Origin of the sequence: Rheinheimera sp. NSM, assembly GCF_052380015.1 — a bacterium.
Taxonomy (GTDB): Bacteria; Pseudomonadota; Gammaproteobacteria; order Enterobacterales; family Alteromonadaceae; genus Alishewanella.
The window spans coordinates 599,834-615,168 of record NZ_JBQTCI010000001.1; the positions used below are offsets into that span (position 1 = coordinate 599,834).

11 protein-coding genes are annotated in these 15,335 nt (G+C 49.9%); 6 read left to right on the forward strand and 5 right to left on the reverse strand.

Features of this window, described 5'->3' with window-relative positions; translation table 11 throughout:
- Positions 1-50: 50 nt before the first annotated feature.
- From ACTZWV_RS02635 to ACTZWV_RS02650, 4 genes are all read right to left on the reverse strand, one after another.
- Complete coding sequence (locus ACTZWV_RS02635) at positions 51-1,529, reverse strand: SulP family inorganic anion transporter (protein WP_444785048.1); 1,479 nt, start codon at positions 1,527-1,529, stop codon at positions 51-53.
- A gap of 244 nt (positions 1,530-1,773) precedes the next feature.
- Complete coding sequence (locus tag ACTZWV_RS02640) at positions 1,774-3,312, reverse strand: Ppx/GppA phosphatase family protein (protein ID WP_444785049.1); 1,539 nt, start codon at positions 3,310-3,312, stop codon at positions 1,774-1,776.
- A complete protein-coding gene (ppk1, locus tag ACTZWV_RS02645) occupies positions 3,312-5,426 on the reverse strand; it encodes a polyphosphate kinase 1 (protein WP_444785050.1) in 2,115 nt (704 codons plus the stop codon). The genes ACTZWV_RS02640 and ppk1 overlap by 1 nt, the downstream gene beginning before the upstream one ends.
- A 109-nt stretch (positions 5,427-5,535) precedes the next feature.
- A complete protein-coding gene (locus ACTZWV_RS02650; protein WP_444785051.1) occupies positions 5,536-6,042 on the reverse strand; it encodes a glycine cleavage system protein R in 507 nt (168 codons plus the stop codon).
- 323 nt (positions 6,043-6,365) lie between these two features.
- On the opposite strand from ACTZWV_RS02650, the gene phoU reads away from it, so the two are divergent.
- The 3 genes from phoU to ACTZWV_RS02665 all read left to right on the forward strand — a co-directional run bounded on the left by phoU (position 6,366) and on the right by ACTZWV_RS02665 (position 9,192).
- Positions 6,366-7,076, forward strand: coding sequence for a phosphate signaling complex protein PhoU (phoU, locus tag ACTZWV_RS02655; RefSeq protein WP_444785052.1), 711 nt, complete (start codon positions 6,366-6,368; stop codon positions 7,074-7,076).
- Between the two features lie 151 nt (positions 7,077-7,227).
- Positions 7,228-7,905, forward strand: a complete 678-nt coding sequence (locus tag ACTZWV_RS02660) for a TIGR00153 family protein (protein ID WP_444785053.1) — start codon at positions 7,228-7,230, stop codon at positions 7,903-7,905.
- An 18-nt stretch (positions 7,906-7,923) separates the two neighbouring features.
- Positions 7,924-9,192 carry an inorganic phosphate transporter gene (locus tag ACTZWV_RS02665; protein WP_444785054.1) on the forward strand — a complete coding sequence of 423 codons (1,269 nt, stop codon included), beginning with the start codon at positions 7,924-7,926 and terminating at the stop codon, positions 9,190-9,192.
- An 84-nt stretch (positions 9,193-9,276) separates the two neighbouring features.
- Here ACTZWV_RS02665 and ACTZWV_RS02670 read toward each other — a convergent pair whose 3' ends face one another.
- Positions 9,277-11,535, reverse strand: a complete 2,259-nt coding sequence (locus tag ACTZWV_RS02670) for a S8 family serine peptidase (protein WP_444785055.1) — start codon at positions 11,533-11,535, stop codon at positions 9,277-9,279.
- Positions 11,536-11,919: 384 nt separating this feature from the next.
- Here ACTZWV_RS02670 and ACTZWV_RS02675 point away from each other — a divergent pair, with 384 nt between their 5' ends.
- The 3 genes from ACTZWV_RS02675 to tgt all read left to right on the forward strand — a co-directional run bounded on the left by ACTZWV_RS02675 (position 11,920) and on the right by tgt (position 15,330).
- Positions 11,920-12,828: a hydrogen peroxide-inducible genes activator gene (locus ACTZWV_RS02675; RefSeq protein ID WP_305552232.1), complete on the forward strand. Its 909-nt coding sequence runs from the start codon at positions 11,920-11,922 to the stop codon at positions 12,826-12,828.
- A 74-nt stretch (positions 12,829-12,902) separates the two neighbouring features.
- A complete protein-coding gene (queA, locus tag ACTZWV_RS02680) occupies positions 12,903-13,928 on the forward strand; it encodes a tRNA preQ1(34) S-adenosylmethionine ribosyltransferase-isomerase QueA (RefSeq protein WP_444785056.1) in 1,026 nt (341 codons plus the stop codon).
- A 259-nt stretch (positions 13,929-14,187) separates the two neighbouring features.
- Positions 14,188-15,330, forward strand: coding sequence for a tRNA guanosine(34) transglycosylase Tgt (tgt, locus tag ACTZWV_RS02685; RefSeq protein ID WP_444785057.1), 1,143 nt, complete (start codon positions 14,188-14,190; stop codon positions 15,328-15,330).
- The last annotated feature ends 5 nt before the right edge of the window (positions 15,331-15,335 follow it).

Consider the following 15,335-nt stretch of genomic DNA (forward strand, 5'->3'; position numbering starts at 1 on the left):
ATTTTCTGGCGGATAAACAAAAAGCCCGGCGAGTGCCGGGCTTGATAACCTTAATGTCCCATTAACTTCTCGACATCGGGGCGGTTGTGGATAGCAAATTTATCCACCAGGGTAGCGCTGGCTTCATTCAGGCCAAGCAGTTCTACTTCGGTACCTTCGCGGCGGAATTTAATCACTACCTTATCCAGCGAACTGATGGCGGTAATATCCCAAAAGTGCGCTTTGCTTAAGTCGATACGTACTTTTTCTACTGCTTCTTTAAAATCAAAGGCGGCAACAAACTGCTCGCCGGAGCTGAAAAACACCTGGCCTATAACCTGGTAAATACGCTGATGGCCATCTTCAGACAAGGTAGAGCCGATATACATAATCTGGCCGACTTTATTGGCAAAGAACAGCGCACTTAACAACACACCCACTAATACGCCGTAAGCCAGGTTATGGGTAAATACGGTTACCAGCACTGTGGCTATCATTACTACGCTGGAACTTGTCGGGTTTTTGCGCAAATCTTTAACAGAGCTCCAACTAAAGGTACCAATAGACACCATAATCATAATAGCTACCAGCGCAGCCATCGGGATCATGCCAACCCATTCATCCAGAAACACCACCATAATCAACAAAATAATACCTGCCAGCAAGGTAGATAACCGTGTGCGGCCACCGGATTTTACGTTAATAATGGATTGACCAATCATGGCACAACCGGCCATACCGCCAATTAAGCCCGAGCCAATATTGGCTACGCCCTGGCCGACACATTCACGGTTTTTATCACTGCCGGTATCGGTTAGATCATCAACAATAGTTGCCGTCATCAATGACTCCAAAATACCCACTACCGCCAGCGCTAAGGCGTAAGGGAAGATGATTTGCAGCGTTTGGAAATTCAGCGGTACATCCGGCCATAAGAAAACCGGCAGGCTGTCCGGCAGTTCGCCCATGTCGGCCACAGTGCGGATATCAAAGCCAAAATAGAACGCCAGCCCGGTCAGTACCACTATACATACCAGCGGCGAGGGGATGGTTTTAGTAACATAAGGGAACAGATAAATAATGGCCAGGCCCAGCAGTGTCATGGCATAAACATGCAGGGAACCGTGCTCAGTCAACTCGGGTAGTTGCGCAATAAATATCAGAATTGCCAGCGCATTAACAAAGCCGGTTACCACCGAACGCGACACAAAACGCATTAATTCGCCCAGCTTAAACAGGCCAAAAATAATCTGCAGTACACCGGTGAGCAAGGTAGCAGCAAGCAGATATTCCAGCCCGTGCTCGCGTACCAGTGTCACCATCAACAGTGCCATAGCGCCGGTGGCTGCCGAGATCATTGCCGGACGGCCACCGGTAAAAGCGGTAATCACCGCAATACAAAAAGAGGCATATAAGCCAACCTTAGGGTCAACTTCTGCAAGAATAGAGAAAGCGATAGCTTCAGGGATCAGCGCTAAGGCCACAACTAAGGCCGCCAGAACATCGCCTCTGATATTAGAGAACCAGTTCTGCTGAATTGATTTCAACATACAATATCCAATGAGTTAAATAAAACGGTTATAACCGGGACAACACAGCATAAATTGCACTTAAAGTTGCGCCCATAGTTGCAAGGTGTTGCCAACAGTCAACTTTACCGGCAATTGATTAAAGTGTTGTCTGATTGATTACACCGGCCCATCCTCACTGAAATATGATGTGTCAAAAAAACGAAGCGCGGAGTTTACGCTAAAAAGCGCTGCTTTTGTAGCCCGTCACGCTAATGCCGGCTGCTTAACCCGGCACGGCATCGGCTAAACCCGGGCAGTCGAGCACAAAAGCAATTTTCTTCAGCGCTTTTTGCTCTAACAACAAGTCGGCAGCCAACAGGCTTTGCCGTGCCAGCCAGTCGGCGGCTAAATTCAGCTGCAATGCCTGCATATCGGCAATGACACTGAGTTGCGGCAGGAAATCATCGCGGCGCTTTTGGTTTAACAGCACCGCCAGGCGCAGCAGTACCAGCAGATGTACTACCTGCGATAGCTGATACAGGTTAAAAGCCGGCATTTCTTCCAGCCGGATCTTGCGCCGGTGAAAGCGCACCAGGGTGGCGATAAGCTGTTGTTGTTCCTGGTTAAAACCCGGTAAGTTGGCATTTTGTAGAATATACGCCGAGTGTTTTTGTACTCCGGACGAGTTAATGTGCAGGCCTACCTCGTATAGCGTTGCGGCCCAGCCCAGCAGCATGGCGTCTTCGTCGGTAAGCTGCCATTTAGTGCGCACCTGGCTAAACAGTTGTAGCGCGGTATCACTGACCCGGGCGGCTTGTGCCATATCGACATCATAGCGGCGTTGTATACTGGCAACGCTGTGTTCGCGGATATCCAAATGCTGCAGCCGGTCGCTCATTTCATACAGCACACCTTCACGCAGCGCTGCATCAATATAAATAAGTTGTTCTATTTGCAGTAGTTGAAAAGCGGCAATTAAGATCGCCAGCCCGGAGCAAATCAGCAGTTTGCGATCATCGGTTAAACCGGGTAAATCCAGCTGATAGCTGTTCTCTTGTTCAATTAAATGCTGTTTTAACGCCAGCAGGTGTTCCAGCTCCAGTGCATTGTTGCTCAGGCCCATACCGATAATAATATCGCGGATGGTTTTTACTGTGCCGGAGGTGCCTACTGCTTGTTGCCAACCGGCAGTTTTAAAGCTGCTGACGATAGGCTCCAGCTCTTGCTCAGCCTGCAAAATAGCGCGGTTGAAACGTTTGTCACTAATGCGGCCCTGGCCAAAGTGCTGCAACGCATAGCTGACACAACCCATATTGCGGCTGCTTAACCGCAGCGGCTGCAAGCCTTCGCCAATGGCGAATTCGGTGCTGCCTCCGCCGATATCAATCACCAGCCGGCGGCCGGAAAAATGCTCGAAATGCGCCACACCCTGATAAATAAAACGCGCTTCTTCCTGGCCGGAGATCACTTCTATCGGAAACGGAAACACTGCCTTGGCGCGGCGTAAAAAGGTAGCCGAATTACGCGCACGGCGCAGCGTATAAGTAGCAATAACCCGTACCGATTGCGGCGCAAAGGGGGTGAGGGTATCGGCAAATTGTGCCAGTACGCTAAGGCCACGTTCTATGGCTTCTTCACTTAACACCAGTTGTTCGTTTAAGCCTTCGGCCAGCTGCACTTTTTGTTTTTCACGGTGCAGCAGTTGAATATCGCCGTCTACAACACGGGCTATCACCATGTGAAAGGAGTTAGAGCCCAGGTCAACCGCTGCCATATAGGCTTGGTTGTCCGGGCGCTCTGGTAGGGGCAAAGTATCGTTCATTAAGTCTCGGCGTCGTTGTGCAGCCCCTGCTGACGGGCAAAATAGTCGTAGATCTGCTGTTGTGAGCGGATGCTGCGTTTATTGCCGCGTTTTACATAGGCGTTGCTTTGTCTGGCATCAATAATACGTGCCTTTACATTGTCCCGCCACTGAATATCCAGCGTATCTAATATTTGCTGCTTTAAGCGCACATCATAAATAGGCACACCTACTTCAACCCGTTGGTCGATATTGCGTGTCATCCAGTCGGCCGACGACAGGTATAAATCGGTCTCACCACCGTTATGGAATACATACACCCTGGCGTGCTCTAAAAACCGGTCCAGTACCGAAATCACCTTAATATTCTGACTCTTACCGGGCAAGCCCGGCACCAGCGAACACATGCCGCGGACAATAATACGGATTTTCACCCCGGCCTGGCTGGCGCGGTACAGCAGGTTAACAATTTGCTGGTCTACCAGGTTATTAATTTTCAGGAAAATTTCAGCTTTGCGGCCACTGATAGCAAAGTCCATCTCGCGCTGGATCAAGGCTATTAAACGCGGCCGGCTCCAGGTGGGGGAAACAATCAGGTGGTTAAATTGATACGGCCGGTAGCTGTATTCAATAAACTCAAACACCTGGTCAATTTCAGCGGTAATTTCCTGATGGCAGGTAAACAGGCTCATATCGGTATAAATACGTGCGGTTTTCTCGTTAAAGTTACCGGTACCTATATGGCCGTAGTGCACAGGTTTGCCTTTTTCCATCCGGCTTATCAGGCACAACTTAGAGTGAATTTTCAGCGTAGTTAAGCCAAACACTACCTGAATACCTGCTTCAGTCATTTTACGCGCCCAATTGATGTTGTTTTCTTCATCAAAGCGCGCTTTGAGCTCTACCACTACCGTGACTTTTTTGCCGTTGCGCACCGCATCCAGTAAGGAGTGGATCACCCGGGAATGCTTGGCCACACGGTACATGGTCATTTTAATGTGGGTTACTTTGGGGTCGAACGACGCCTGGCGCACCCATTCGGTAAAATAACCAAAGTTATGGTACGGGTAGTACAGCAGAATATCGCCGGCGCGAATGGCATCAAAGCTGGTGGTATGTTGTTCAAAGTCGGGGCTTTGCAGCGGCGGCATGGCCGGAAACTCCAGGCTTTGGTGGCCGATATTGGGAAAGCCGATAAAGTCTTTAAAGTTGCGGTAGCGGCTGCCCGGGATCAGCGAGTCTACCGAGCTGGTACCCAGCTGTTTGCTCAGCACTTTGAGCATTTGCTCCGGCATAGCGGCGTCGTATACCAGCCGCACCGGTTCCGATTTTAAACGCTGGCGAATGCCTTTTGACATTTTATCAATCAGGCTTTGGTCCAGCGTATCACTGATATTGTACTCAGCATCGCGGGTCAGTTTCAGCGAATAAGCCTGAATATGATCAAATTCAAAGAAGCCGGCAAATAAGTCGGCAACGCAGTGCACGATAACATCGTCCAGCAGCAATATTTGCCGGCGATAGTGGCCGTTTTTCTTACGGGTGTTTAAGTGCAGCGGCAGTTCAATAAAGCGCGATAACTCATTAGTGGGCACCTGCACTATGGCATATTGCGGTTTGCCGCTGCCGGTCATTTCAACCATCAGGTAGGTGGTGTTATCTTCCAGTGCTTTGGGCAGGCTGACTTCTTCGCCGGATAAAATCATCGGTGATATGTGTTTGATCACCTCATTGCGAAAGTAACTTTTTACCCAGCCGGACTGCAGTTCGCCAAGCTTAAAATTGTCGATCAGCTCAATATTGTGTTTACGCAGCTCTAACTGAATATCCAGGTAAATGGCGTTAAAGCGGGCGCCCAGTTGCAGCACCTGTTGCTGAATTTCCTGCAGCAGGTCTTCGGCATCTTCCTGCTCATCAGACTGGTATTTCTTCAGTAAAATCCGGCGCTTAACATCCGCTACGCGGACGCGGAAAAACTCATCCATATTATTGGAATAAATGCCGAGAAAACGTAAACGCTCTATCGGCGGGTTACGCTCATCTGCGGCTTCCTGCAGCACGCGGCCGTTAAAGGCTAACCAGCTTAACTCGCGCGGGTAGGTAGGGAATTCCAGAGTAGTATCTGTATGTTGCATGGTCCAGCTCCTGACTACGACTGGGCTTACTCTATGGCATTTTTATGACAAAATGGTGAAAGCCGCTGCCGGGTGCAACAAAACGCTGCCGGCAGCAGCGTACTTTGCTTTAATGTTCGGTTTCTACATCCACTACGATGTCAGTAGCAATAGCTTCCAGTGCTTTAACCACTTCGTCACGGCTGACACTGGCCGGTAATTCTACAGTAGCAATGGCATTAAACAGCGGTACACCCCAGTTGGGCGCGCTTTGTTTGCTGCTTTCAAAATGCACTATATTGGTGCCTTTGTGTTTTATCACTGAAGACAGTTCACGCACTATGCCCGGCCGGTCATTGCCGGTAATCACAAATTTCAGATGTTGCTGCGCATTTAAATTACCCGGAATACCGTGCTGAATTTTTATGTCTAAATCGGTAATTTGCTCCAGCGCCGTGGTCAGCGCCGGTAAATCCTGTTCGGCCACTTCGACCTGCAAAATACCGGCAAAGTAGCCGGCTAAATGGCTCAGGTTGCTGGCCATCCAATTACCGTTATGCTCGCTGACTACAGTGGCCAGTTTCTCGACTAAACCAGCTTTATCTTTACCTATTAATGTAAGTACTAACTGCTTCATTCAATTTATTCCTGTCATACCTGAAGTAAAAGTAACAGCGGACACTACTGCCACAGCCGGCTAAAAGATTATTAACACTATCAGAGTGTAGCTGTTGCCGAAAAGTTTTAAAATGTACCGTTAACATTAATTGTAAATTTAATGGCTTAGCAAAGTGTGTGCAGCAGCCAATTTGCGCCGGGTAATGCTGCTGCAACATAAATTTAGCGCTTGTTAGTGGTCTGTCTGCTGGTGCGAAGCTTAGCTTTCTGCCTATACTTAGCCGATATGAGCCGGCGCGCCGGCAGGTGAGTCCTGATACAGCTAACGAAACGGAGCCAGCAGTGGATAAGCTCAATTTAAGCAAACATATTTCCAGTTCTTTTAATGACGAAATTGACGAAGTGCGTAATCACGTAATGGCGATGGGCGGGCTGATTGAGCAACAGCTGAATAATGCGCTGATGGCAATAGCTAACGCCGATGCTGAACTGGCACAACTGGTTATCGACACTGACTTAAAAGTAAACGATTGGGAACTGCAAATTGACAAAGAATGCACCAGCATTATTGTTAAGCGCCAACCTGCCGCCAGTGATTTACGCTTAATTATGGCAATTATGAAAACCATCGCCGATTTAGAACGCATTGGCGATGAAACCAGGCGCATTGCCCGGGTTGCGCTGGAATCTTTTAACAGCGAACAGCAGGATTTGCTGGTAAATCTGGACAATTTAGGCCGTCATGTCGGCCAAATGCTGCATGATGTATTAGATGCTTTTGCCCGGATGGATGTGGAAACGGCGCTGTTGGTGCATAAAGAAGATAAAAAGGTTGACCGTGAATATGAGGCCATTACACGCCAGCTAATGACCTACATGATTGAAGATCCGCGTTCTATCCCGAAAGTGATGAATGTGCTGTGGTCGGCACGTTCGCTGGAGCGGATTGGCGATCGCTGTAAAAACCTGGCGGAATATATTATTTTCTTTGTTAAAGGCAAAGTAGTGCGCCACAGCAGTGCAGAGAAGCTGGAGCAGGAAGCACGTAGCTGATTTTCTGAGGTTTTTGTTTTATTTCACCAACGCCCTGCCAGGCTTTTGCTCAGGGCGTTTTCATTTGGCGTTCATTTTTCGTTTTTCATGTGTCGGGAATGCCGCTACAATGCGCGCCGACTGTCGTCAAACCAACTTACGGGGCCAGGCTATGCCAGCTAGTACTTTTTTATCCGTGTTTGCCAAATCACCGATTAAACCGATAGAAGAACATATTCGCAAGGTACATCAGGCCAGCGAATTGTTACTGCCGTTTTTTGATGCGGTGTATCAGCAAAATTGGCAACTTGCTGCGGATGTACGCAAAAATATCGTCGCGTTGGAAAAAGAAGCCGACAAATTAAAACGTGAAATCCGCGTTAACCTGCCACGCGGCCTGTTTTTACCGGTCGACCGCACCGACATTTTAGAATTGGTGTCGCAGCAGGACAAAATTGCCAACAAAACCAAAGATATTACCGGCCGCGTGCTGGGCCGCGAGCTGTTAATTCCATCAAGCTTGCAGGCAGACTTTAAAACTTACGTGCAGCGTTGTATTGATGCGACCGCACTGGCCAGCGAAGTAATTAACGAGCTGGACGAACTGCTGGAAACCGGTTTCCGTGGTCGCGAAGTCGACCTGGTGATCAAGATGGTAGAGCAGTTGGATATTATTGAAAACGATACCGACGAAATGCAGATTAAACTGCGTAAAGCCTTACGTTTGGCAGAACAAGAACTGAACCCGATAGATGTGATGTTTCTATACCGCACACTGGAGTGGGTTGGTGATTTAGCCGACGTGGCGCTGAAGGTTGGTTCACGTCTTGAAATTATGCTCGCCCGTTAATTTTAAAAGGTTTTCCTGATGGATATTATTCAATCTTACGGCTTGATTCTGATTATTATCGCCGCCGTATTCGGTTTTATGATGGCGTATGGTGTTGGTGCTAATGATGTGGCCAATGCGATGGGTACCTCGGTTGGCTCTAAGGCGTTAACCATTAAACAAGCCATTTTTATCGCAGCTATTTTTGAGTTTGCCGGGGCTTATCTGGCCGGTGGCTCGGTTACCTCCACTATCCGCGGTGGCATTACTGATGCGGCGTTCTTTGTCGACGCGCCGGAGCTGATGGTGTACGGCATGATAGCGGCGTTATTAGCGGCAGCCACCTGGTTAATAGTGGCGTCGTACTTTGGCTGGCCGGTATCCACTACCCATTCTATCGTTGGCGCCATTATTGGTTTTGCTGCCGTTGGTGTGGGCATGGATGCGGTGCATTGGGACAAGGTGGGCGGTATTGTCGGCAGCTGGGTGGTGACACCGATGCTGGCCGGGGTGCTGGCCTATATGTTCTTTATGAGTGCGCAAAAGCTGATTTTTGACACTGATGCGCCGCTGGCCAATGCGAAAAAGTACGTACCGTTTTATATGGTGTTTGCTGCCTTTATGATGACGCTGGTAACAGTGCAAAAAGGCTTAAAACATGTGGGTTTGCACCTGAGTACAGCTGAGGGCTATTACATTTCCATTGCTATAGCACTGGTGGTTGGTGTAATTGGTAAAGTGGTGATCAGCAAGTTGAAGTTTGACCCGGCCGCCGATAAAAAAATGCAGTTTAATAATGTTGAACGTATTTTTGGTGTGTTAATGATTACCACCGCCTGTTGTATGGCGTTCGCCCATGGCTCGAACGACGTGGCCAATGCTATCGGACCTTTGGCTGCGGTAGTCAGTGTCGTGACCTCAGGTGGCGAAATTGCCAGCAAGGCTTCATTGGCATGGTGGATATTGCCACTGGGCGGTATTGGTATAGTTATTGGTTTGGCGACGTTGGGTGCACGGGTCATTAAAACCGTAGGTACGGCTATTACGCATTTAACGCCAAGCCGCGGCTTTGCGGCTGAGTTATCGGCGGCTTCTACCGTGGTTATCGCCTCCGGAGCCGGCTTGCCTATCTCTACCACACAAACCCTGGTAGGGGCGGTATTAGGTGTTGGTTTAGCCCGCGGTATAGCGGCACTTAATTTGGGCGTAGTGCGTAATATCTTTATTTCGTGGATCATCACCCTACCGGTAGGTGCCGGCCTGGCAATAATATTCTTCTATATTCTTAAAGCCATTTTCAGCGTCTGATAGCACCATACAAATAGCTGCAAAAACAAAGCCCTCAGTATCGAGGGCTTTTTTATGACTTGCGTTAGTAATTTGTAATACGGCTTACGGTTGGTATTCGCTTACCAGAGTTAAGCCGCTCACTGCACGGAAGGCATACACAGACAGATGCCAAATGCCGGCTTGCGGGTTGTCAATAACACAGGTTTCGTTATTGCCGTTTTTATTTGGCCGGCAATCGTAGCTGGCGCTGGTAGGCTGGCTGCCATGTTTAATGTATAAATCGGCATCGCCACGGCCACCGCTAATCTCAACGGTTAACTGTGCCATACCTTCAGGCACTTCCAGCGTATAGTGCTGCCAGGCGCGGCGGGCGATATTGATATCGGTAATGGTTTCACCACCGGCGTCCGGTAAATCCGGAGCAGTAAAGCTGCCGGTCAGGTTAACTTCAGCAAAGTCGGTATAGCCGATTAACTTCACATAGTAAGTACCGGCTTGTACCGGATCAATAGCGCAGCTTTCGTTATTGCCAACCAGATAAGGCCGGCAATCCCAGTCAGATGCAGTTGGCTCAGTGCCAAACTTGACGTACATATCGGCATCACCGCTACCGCCATTCATGACAAATGACAGGTTGCTGGCACCGGCCGGTACGGCCAGGCTGTACAGCAGTTCTTCACCACCGGTACCGGCAATACCGGACACGGTTTCAGCGTTGGTCAGTTCAGTTGCAGTTGGCGGTGGTGGTGGCTCAGTATCATCGCCATCGCAGCCAAATTCGGCCAGGTAGTCCACAGCCGCTTTGGTTTGCACCAAACCATGGCCGTACGATGTATCGCGACCCGGAGCGCCGAGGTCTTCTGCCGTTGCGGCTAAGGCACTGCGAATTTGCGCATTAGTACAAGCCGGGTAATGGCTCCATACCAACGCAGCCACGCCGGCTACGTGAGGTGACGCCATAGAGGTACCACTCATCAGGCCGTAGTTAGCGGCGCCGGCAAATAAGCTGGCATCGCTGCCCAGTTGCGTCAGCAACAATTGGCCATCTTCCTGTGACAGGCTTACTGCAGCAATGCTGGTAGTGGGCGCATCGCCTAAAGTACCGCTGAAATTACCCGGTTCATTGTTATAAATAATGGCGCCAACGCCACCACCGGCTTCGCACGATGCCACTTTCTGGCCAAAAGCCACCTCGCCGCGTTCAATTAAACAAATTTTATCGGCTACATCAGTACAGGTTTCCAGTGCTAAACCGCAGCCGGCCAGCTCCGCCGTTAAATCTGCGGTGCCGGAACCTGTCATTGGGTTTACACTGTATGCTGTCGCGTTTACCGTTAAGGTGGCATCCAGTGCCGTACCGGTAGGATAAGTTGAGCGCACATCTACGCCAGGGCCTGCCAGTTCTACCTGAGCATTACGTTGGGAAAAGTCGGCATGGGTTTTGGTATCGTCAACCGCAGCAATAGAGACCACAGAATCGTAAGATGCCGGATATGATAGGGCGGTGTTGCCGTCATTGCCGGCAGCCGCAATCAGTAGTACGCCGGCGTTATAGGCAGCTTGCATGGCATTGCTTTCAGTGGTGTTGGAACCCGGCCCACCTAAACTCATATTAATTACCGTAGAGCCGTTTTGCACACAGGTATCAACCGCCTGTGCCAGGGTGGAAGAATAGCCCCAGCCGTCGTCATTAAACACTTTAACAATATGCAGTTTTACATTGCCGTTAGGCAATACACCGACAATACCAACATCGTTATTCAATGCGGCGATGGTGCCGGCTACGTGGGTGCCGTGTGGGCCGCCGGCGTCAAACCAGTTGCCGGTGCCGATATCGTTAGTACCGCCGATATTGGCGTCGTTGAAATCTTCATGCGGTAAACCCAGACCCGAGTCGATAACACACACCGTTTGGTTAGAGGCAAACTGATCGCTGACCTGATCGGCCTGCACCATGGTGTAGCCATATGGTACTTGCTGTGACATCGGAAAACGCGGCAAATCACGTTCAACATATTCCACATTAGGATCAGCTTTCAGTGCTTTAACTGCAGCCGGGCTTAGATCTGCTGCAATGGCGTTACGTTTGGCCAGCACATGGTGAACGCGCGCGCCCTGGCGGCTTAAGCGGTCGCTGTTGTTGGCCAGTGCCGACAAGCTGGCATCTTTAGCCACTTTGCTGCGGCTTAACAGTGGGTCTTTATTCAGGTTACTGTCTTTATATTTAACGATATAGCGGTCACTGCCGGCTTGCTCTGCCGCTAAACGCACGGCGTCTGCCGGGGAGGCCATGGCGCTGCTGACGGCTGCCGCTAAAATGCTGACACCTGCCAGCAATAATTTGTTATGTGTTCCGGACATGTTCACCCTCCAGGTGATTGTTATAGTTTTCAGATGCATACCCGATACAGCGCGGACCGCATAACTCGCAAGCGGGAGGTCATTCAATTAAGTGAAATGTATACAACAACAGCCTGCACGTGCTGTAAGAGGGACGCAGAGTAAGCAGGCTTAATACAATTCAGTTATTACGCTATAACAAAAGAAATTTTTATTCAAACTTCAATTTACATAAATGCGTATTTTAATAGCTAACTGGTTGAAATTGTATTTACTATTTATTATCAGTTGTAATTCTGGTAACAGTTTATCGTGCTGTGCCTGCCGCTTGCATCGCTATGGTTTCAGGCGTAGAGTTTAAACACTTATATTGGCTATTTAGTCTTTTTTTAATCGGAATTAGTAATGAAACGTTTGCCCAGTATTAAACAGTTACAGTATTTGCTGGCGCTGCATGAGCACCAGCATTTTGGCCGTGCCGCCGATGCCTGTTATATCGGCCAGTCTACCCTTAGCGCAGCCATTGCTAATTTAGAAGAAACCATGCAGACCCAGCTGCTGGAGCGCGATCATAAAACCTTTATCTTTACCGCACTGGGCGAAGATGTGGTGCGCCAGGCGCGATACATTATTGAGCAATGTGAAGAGCTGACCGAATTTGCCAAGTGCCAGGGTAAACCAATGACCGGACCCTTCCGCTTAGGCTGTATCCCCACTATTGCGCCCTTTGTGCTGTCGGAGGTGATGGCACTGTGTCGTGAGCGTTACCCGGACTTACAGCTGTTATTGCGCGAAGATACCTCAGACAATTCGCTGCATGGTCTGGCCGAAGGCCGGCTGGATATGGTGTTGCTGGCGCTGCCTTATGAAACCGGCGCCTTTCATACCGAAGTGCTGGCGCAAGATGCATTTAAACTGGTGCTGCATAAAGATTGGCAAGACAGGGGCTTTAATAAAGACATCAGCCAGTGGCCGGACGAAAGCATTTTTTTACTTGAGCGCGAGCATTGTTTAACCAACCATGCGGTAAAGGCCTGTGAGCTGGAAGACAGCCGTAAGGTTAACCCGTTTTTTGCCACCAGCCTGCATACCTTAACGCAGATGGTAAACAATAAACTGGGTGTAACCTTTATGCCGCAAATGGCGATTAACAGCGGCGTACTGGATGGCACCGGCCTGATGGCCCAGTCGCCGGGCAGTGCCGCGGCATACCGCGATATTGGTGTAGCGTGGCGGCCCACTTCAACCAAGGCGCGTAGCTACCGGCTGATGGCCGATTTGATTACCGAAGTACTGCAACAAAAATGCCGTTAAGGCGGTAGTTCTGCTAAAATGCCGGCTGTTTTTTTACAGCCGTGCCCTCTGGTCGGTAAAGCCAAGGAATCTAAATGCAAGTTAAAGACTTCTCATTCGAACTGCCCGGGCAGCTTATTGCCCGTTTTCCAAAAGCCGAGCGTTCATCCAGCCGTTTACTGGCGATGGATAAACACAGCGGCGAGTTAAGCCATCATACTTTTAAAGATCTGGCCGATTTTCTGCAGCGCGGCGATTTGCTGGTATTTAACAATACCAAGGTGATCCCTGCGCGGTTATTCGGCCAAAAGGCCTCCGGCGGCAAGGTAGAAGTGCTGGTAGAGCGCATGCTGGACGATAAGCGCTTTTTAGCGCATGTGCGCGCCAGTAAAGCGCCTAAGCCCGGCTCGGTATTAGTGCTGGAAAATAGCGCCGAAGTGCGGATGAACCAGCGCCACGACGAATTATTCGAGCTCGAAGTACTCAGCGACGAGCCGGTGCTGGCGATGCTGGAACGCCTCGGCCATATGCCGCTGCCGCCTTATATCGACCGGCCCGATAATGCAGAAGATAAAGCGCGTTATCAAACGGTGTACAACGAAAAGCCGGGCGCCGTGGCAGCGCCTACCGCCGGTTTACATTTTGACCAACCGCTGCTGGATAAACTTAAAGCTAAAGGCGTTGAGTTTGCTTATGTGACGTTGCACGTTGGCGCCGGTACTTTTCAACCGGTACGGGTGGATAACGTGCTGGAGCACAAGATGCACGCCGAGTATATCGAGGTGCCGCAGCAAGTGGTGGATGCCGTTGCCGCCTGCAAAGCACGCGGTAACCGCGTGGTAGCGGTGGGCACTACGTCGGTACGTTCGCTGGAGTCGGCGGCGCAGCAGGGCGGCGGCAATTTAGTGGCCTATAACGGTGATACGCAGATTTTTATCTACCCGGGTTATCAGTTTAAGGTTATTGATGCGCTGATCACTAACTTTCATTTACCGGAATCTACGCTGATTATGCTGGTATCAGCATTCAGCAGCCGCGAAAATGTAATGAATGCCTATAAAACGGCGATTGCTGAGCAATACCGGTTTTACTCTTACGGCGATGCGATGTTTATTAAGTAGTTATCACTGCATTGTAATGAAGGGGATAAGGTGTTCGCGCGTAGCAGGGATTGCATGACCAGCAGCAAGGAAATTCCTGTTTCGCCGCCTTCGACAGCACGTCCCTGTGCTGTCTCAGCCTCCGCGGCATCCCTGCCGCTGCTGCACAGGAACACCTTGCTACCGTCTTAAAAGGTTCTGGCTTAGTTTATCCGGATTTAGCTGCTATAATCGGCGGCGCAAAAAAGCCGGACTGTTTTTCCGGCGTATGAGGATAGTAATGAAATTTGAATTAGATACCACAGATGGCAAGGCTCGCCGTGGCCGGCTGATTTTTGACCGTGGCGTAGTGGAAACGCCGGCTTTTATGCCGGTTGGCACCTACGGCACGGTAAAAGGCATGACACCGGAAGAGCTGGATGCTACCGGCGCACAAATTTGCCTTGGCAACACTTTTCACCTGATGCTGCGCCCGGGCACTGAGATCATCAAAAAACACGGTGACTTGCACGACTTTATGCACTGGCACAAGCCTATTTTGACCGACTCCGGCGGTTTTCAGGTATTCAGCCTCGGCGAGCTGCGTAAAATTACCGAAGAAGGCGTTAAATTCCGCTCACCGCTAAACGGCGAGCGCATTATGTTAACACCGGAACGCTCGATGGAAGTGCAGCGCGATTTAGGCTCTGACATCGTAATGATTTTCGACGAATGCACGCCGTACCCGGCTACGGAGCAGGAAGCGAAAAAATCGATGGAGATGTCATTGCGCTGGGCTAAACGCAGCAAAGAAGCGCACGGTGAAAACCCGGCGGCGTTATTCGGTATTATTCAGGGCGGCATGTACCCGAACCTGCGCGATGTGTCGCTGAATGGTTTGGAAGATATCGGCTTTGACGGTTACGCCATTGGCGGTTTATCAGTCGGTGAGCCGAAAGCCGACATGATCCGCATTTTAAACCACACCACCGGTAAAATGCCGGCACACAAGCCGCGGTATTTAATGGGTGTGGGCAAGCCGGAAGATATAGTAGAAGCCGTGCGCCGTGGCATTGATATGTTTGATTGTGTGATGCCAACCCGTAATGCACGTAATGGTCATTTATTTGTCAGCACTGGTGTGGTAAAAATCCGCAACGCCAAATACAAAGACGATATTGGCCCGCTAGACGCAGAATGCGACTGTTACACTTGTAAAAATTATTCCCGTGCATATCTACACCATTTGGACCGTTGCAACGAAATTCAGGGCGCCAGATTAAATACCATGCACAATTTGCATCATTATCAGAAATTGATGCAAGGATTGCGCGCGGCCATAGCCGCTGGTAACCTGGAGCAGTTTGTCGAACAGTTTTATGCTAAACGTGACCTGCCGGTACCGGCATTGGACGCGGTTGATACCAATACAGAACAACATTAATCACA

Excerpts from the sequence above, each read along its gene's own strand:
- ACTZWV_RS02635 (WP_444785048.1), bottom strand. The coding sequence starts at position 1,529 with ATGTTGAAATCAATTCAGCAGAACTGGTTCTCTAATATCAGAGGCGAT.
- ACTZWV_RS02640 (WP_444785049.1), bottom strand. The coding sequence starts at position 3,312 with ATGAACGATACTTTGCCCCTACCAGAGCGCCCGGACAACCAAGCCTAT.
- ppk1 (WP_444785050.1), bottom strand. The coding sequence starts at position 5,426 with ATGCAACATACAGATACTACTCTGGAATTCCCTACCTACCCGCGCGAG.
- ACTZWV_RS02650 (WP_444785051.1), bottom strand. The coding sequence starts at position 6,042 with ATGAAGCAGTTAGTACTTACATTAATAGGTAAAGATAAAGCTGGTTTA.
- ACTZWV_RS02660 (WP_444785053.1), top strand. The coding sequence starts at position 7,228 with ATGCCAGCTAGTACTTTTTTATCCGTGTTTGCCAAATCACCGATTAAA.
- ACTZWV_RS02665 (WP_444785054.1), top strand. The coding sequence starts at position 7,924 with ATGGATATTATTCAATCTTACGGCTTGATTCTGATTATTATCGCCGCC.
- ACTZWV_RS02670 (WP_444785055.1), bottom strand. The coding sequence starts at position 11,535 with ATGTCCGGAACACATAACAAATTATTGCTGGCAGGTGTCAGCATTTTA.
- ACTZWV_RS02675 (WP_305552232.1), top strand. The coding sequence starts at position 11,920 with ATGAAACGTTTGCCCAGTATTAAACAGTTACAGTATTTGCTGGCGCTG.
- queA (WP_444785056.1), top strand. The coding sequence starts at position 12,903 with ATGCAAGTTAAAGACTTCTCATTCGAACTGCCCGGGCAGCTTATTGCC.
- tgt (WP_444785057.1), top strand. The coding sequence starts at position 14,188 with ATGAAATTTGAATTAGATACCACAGATGGCAAGGCTCGCCGTGGCCGG.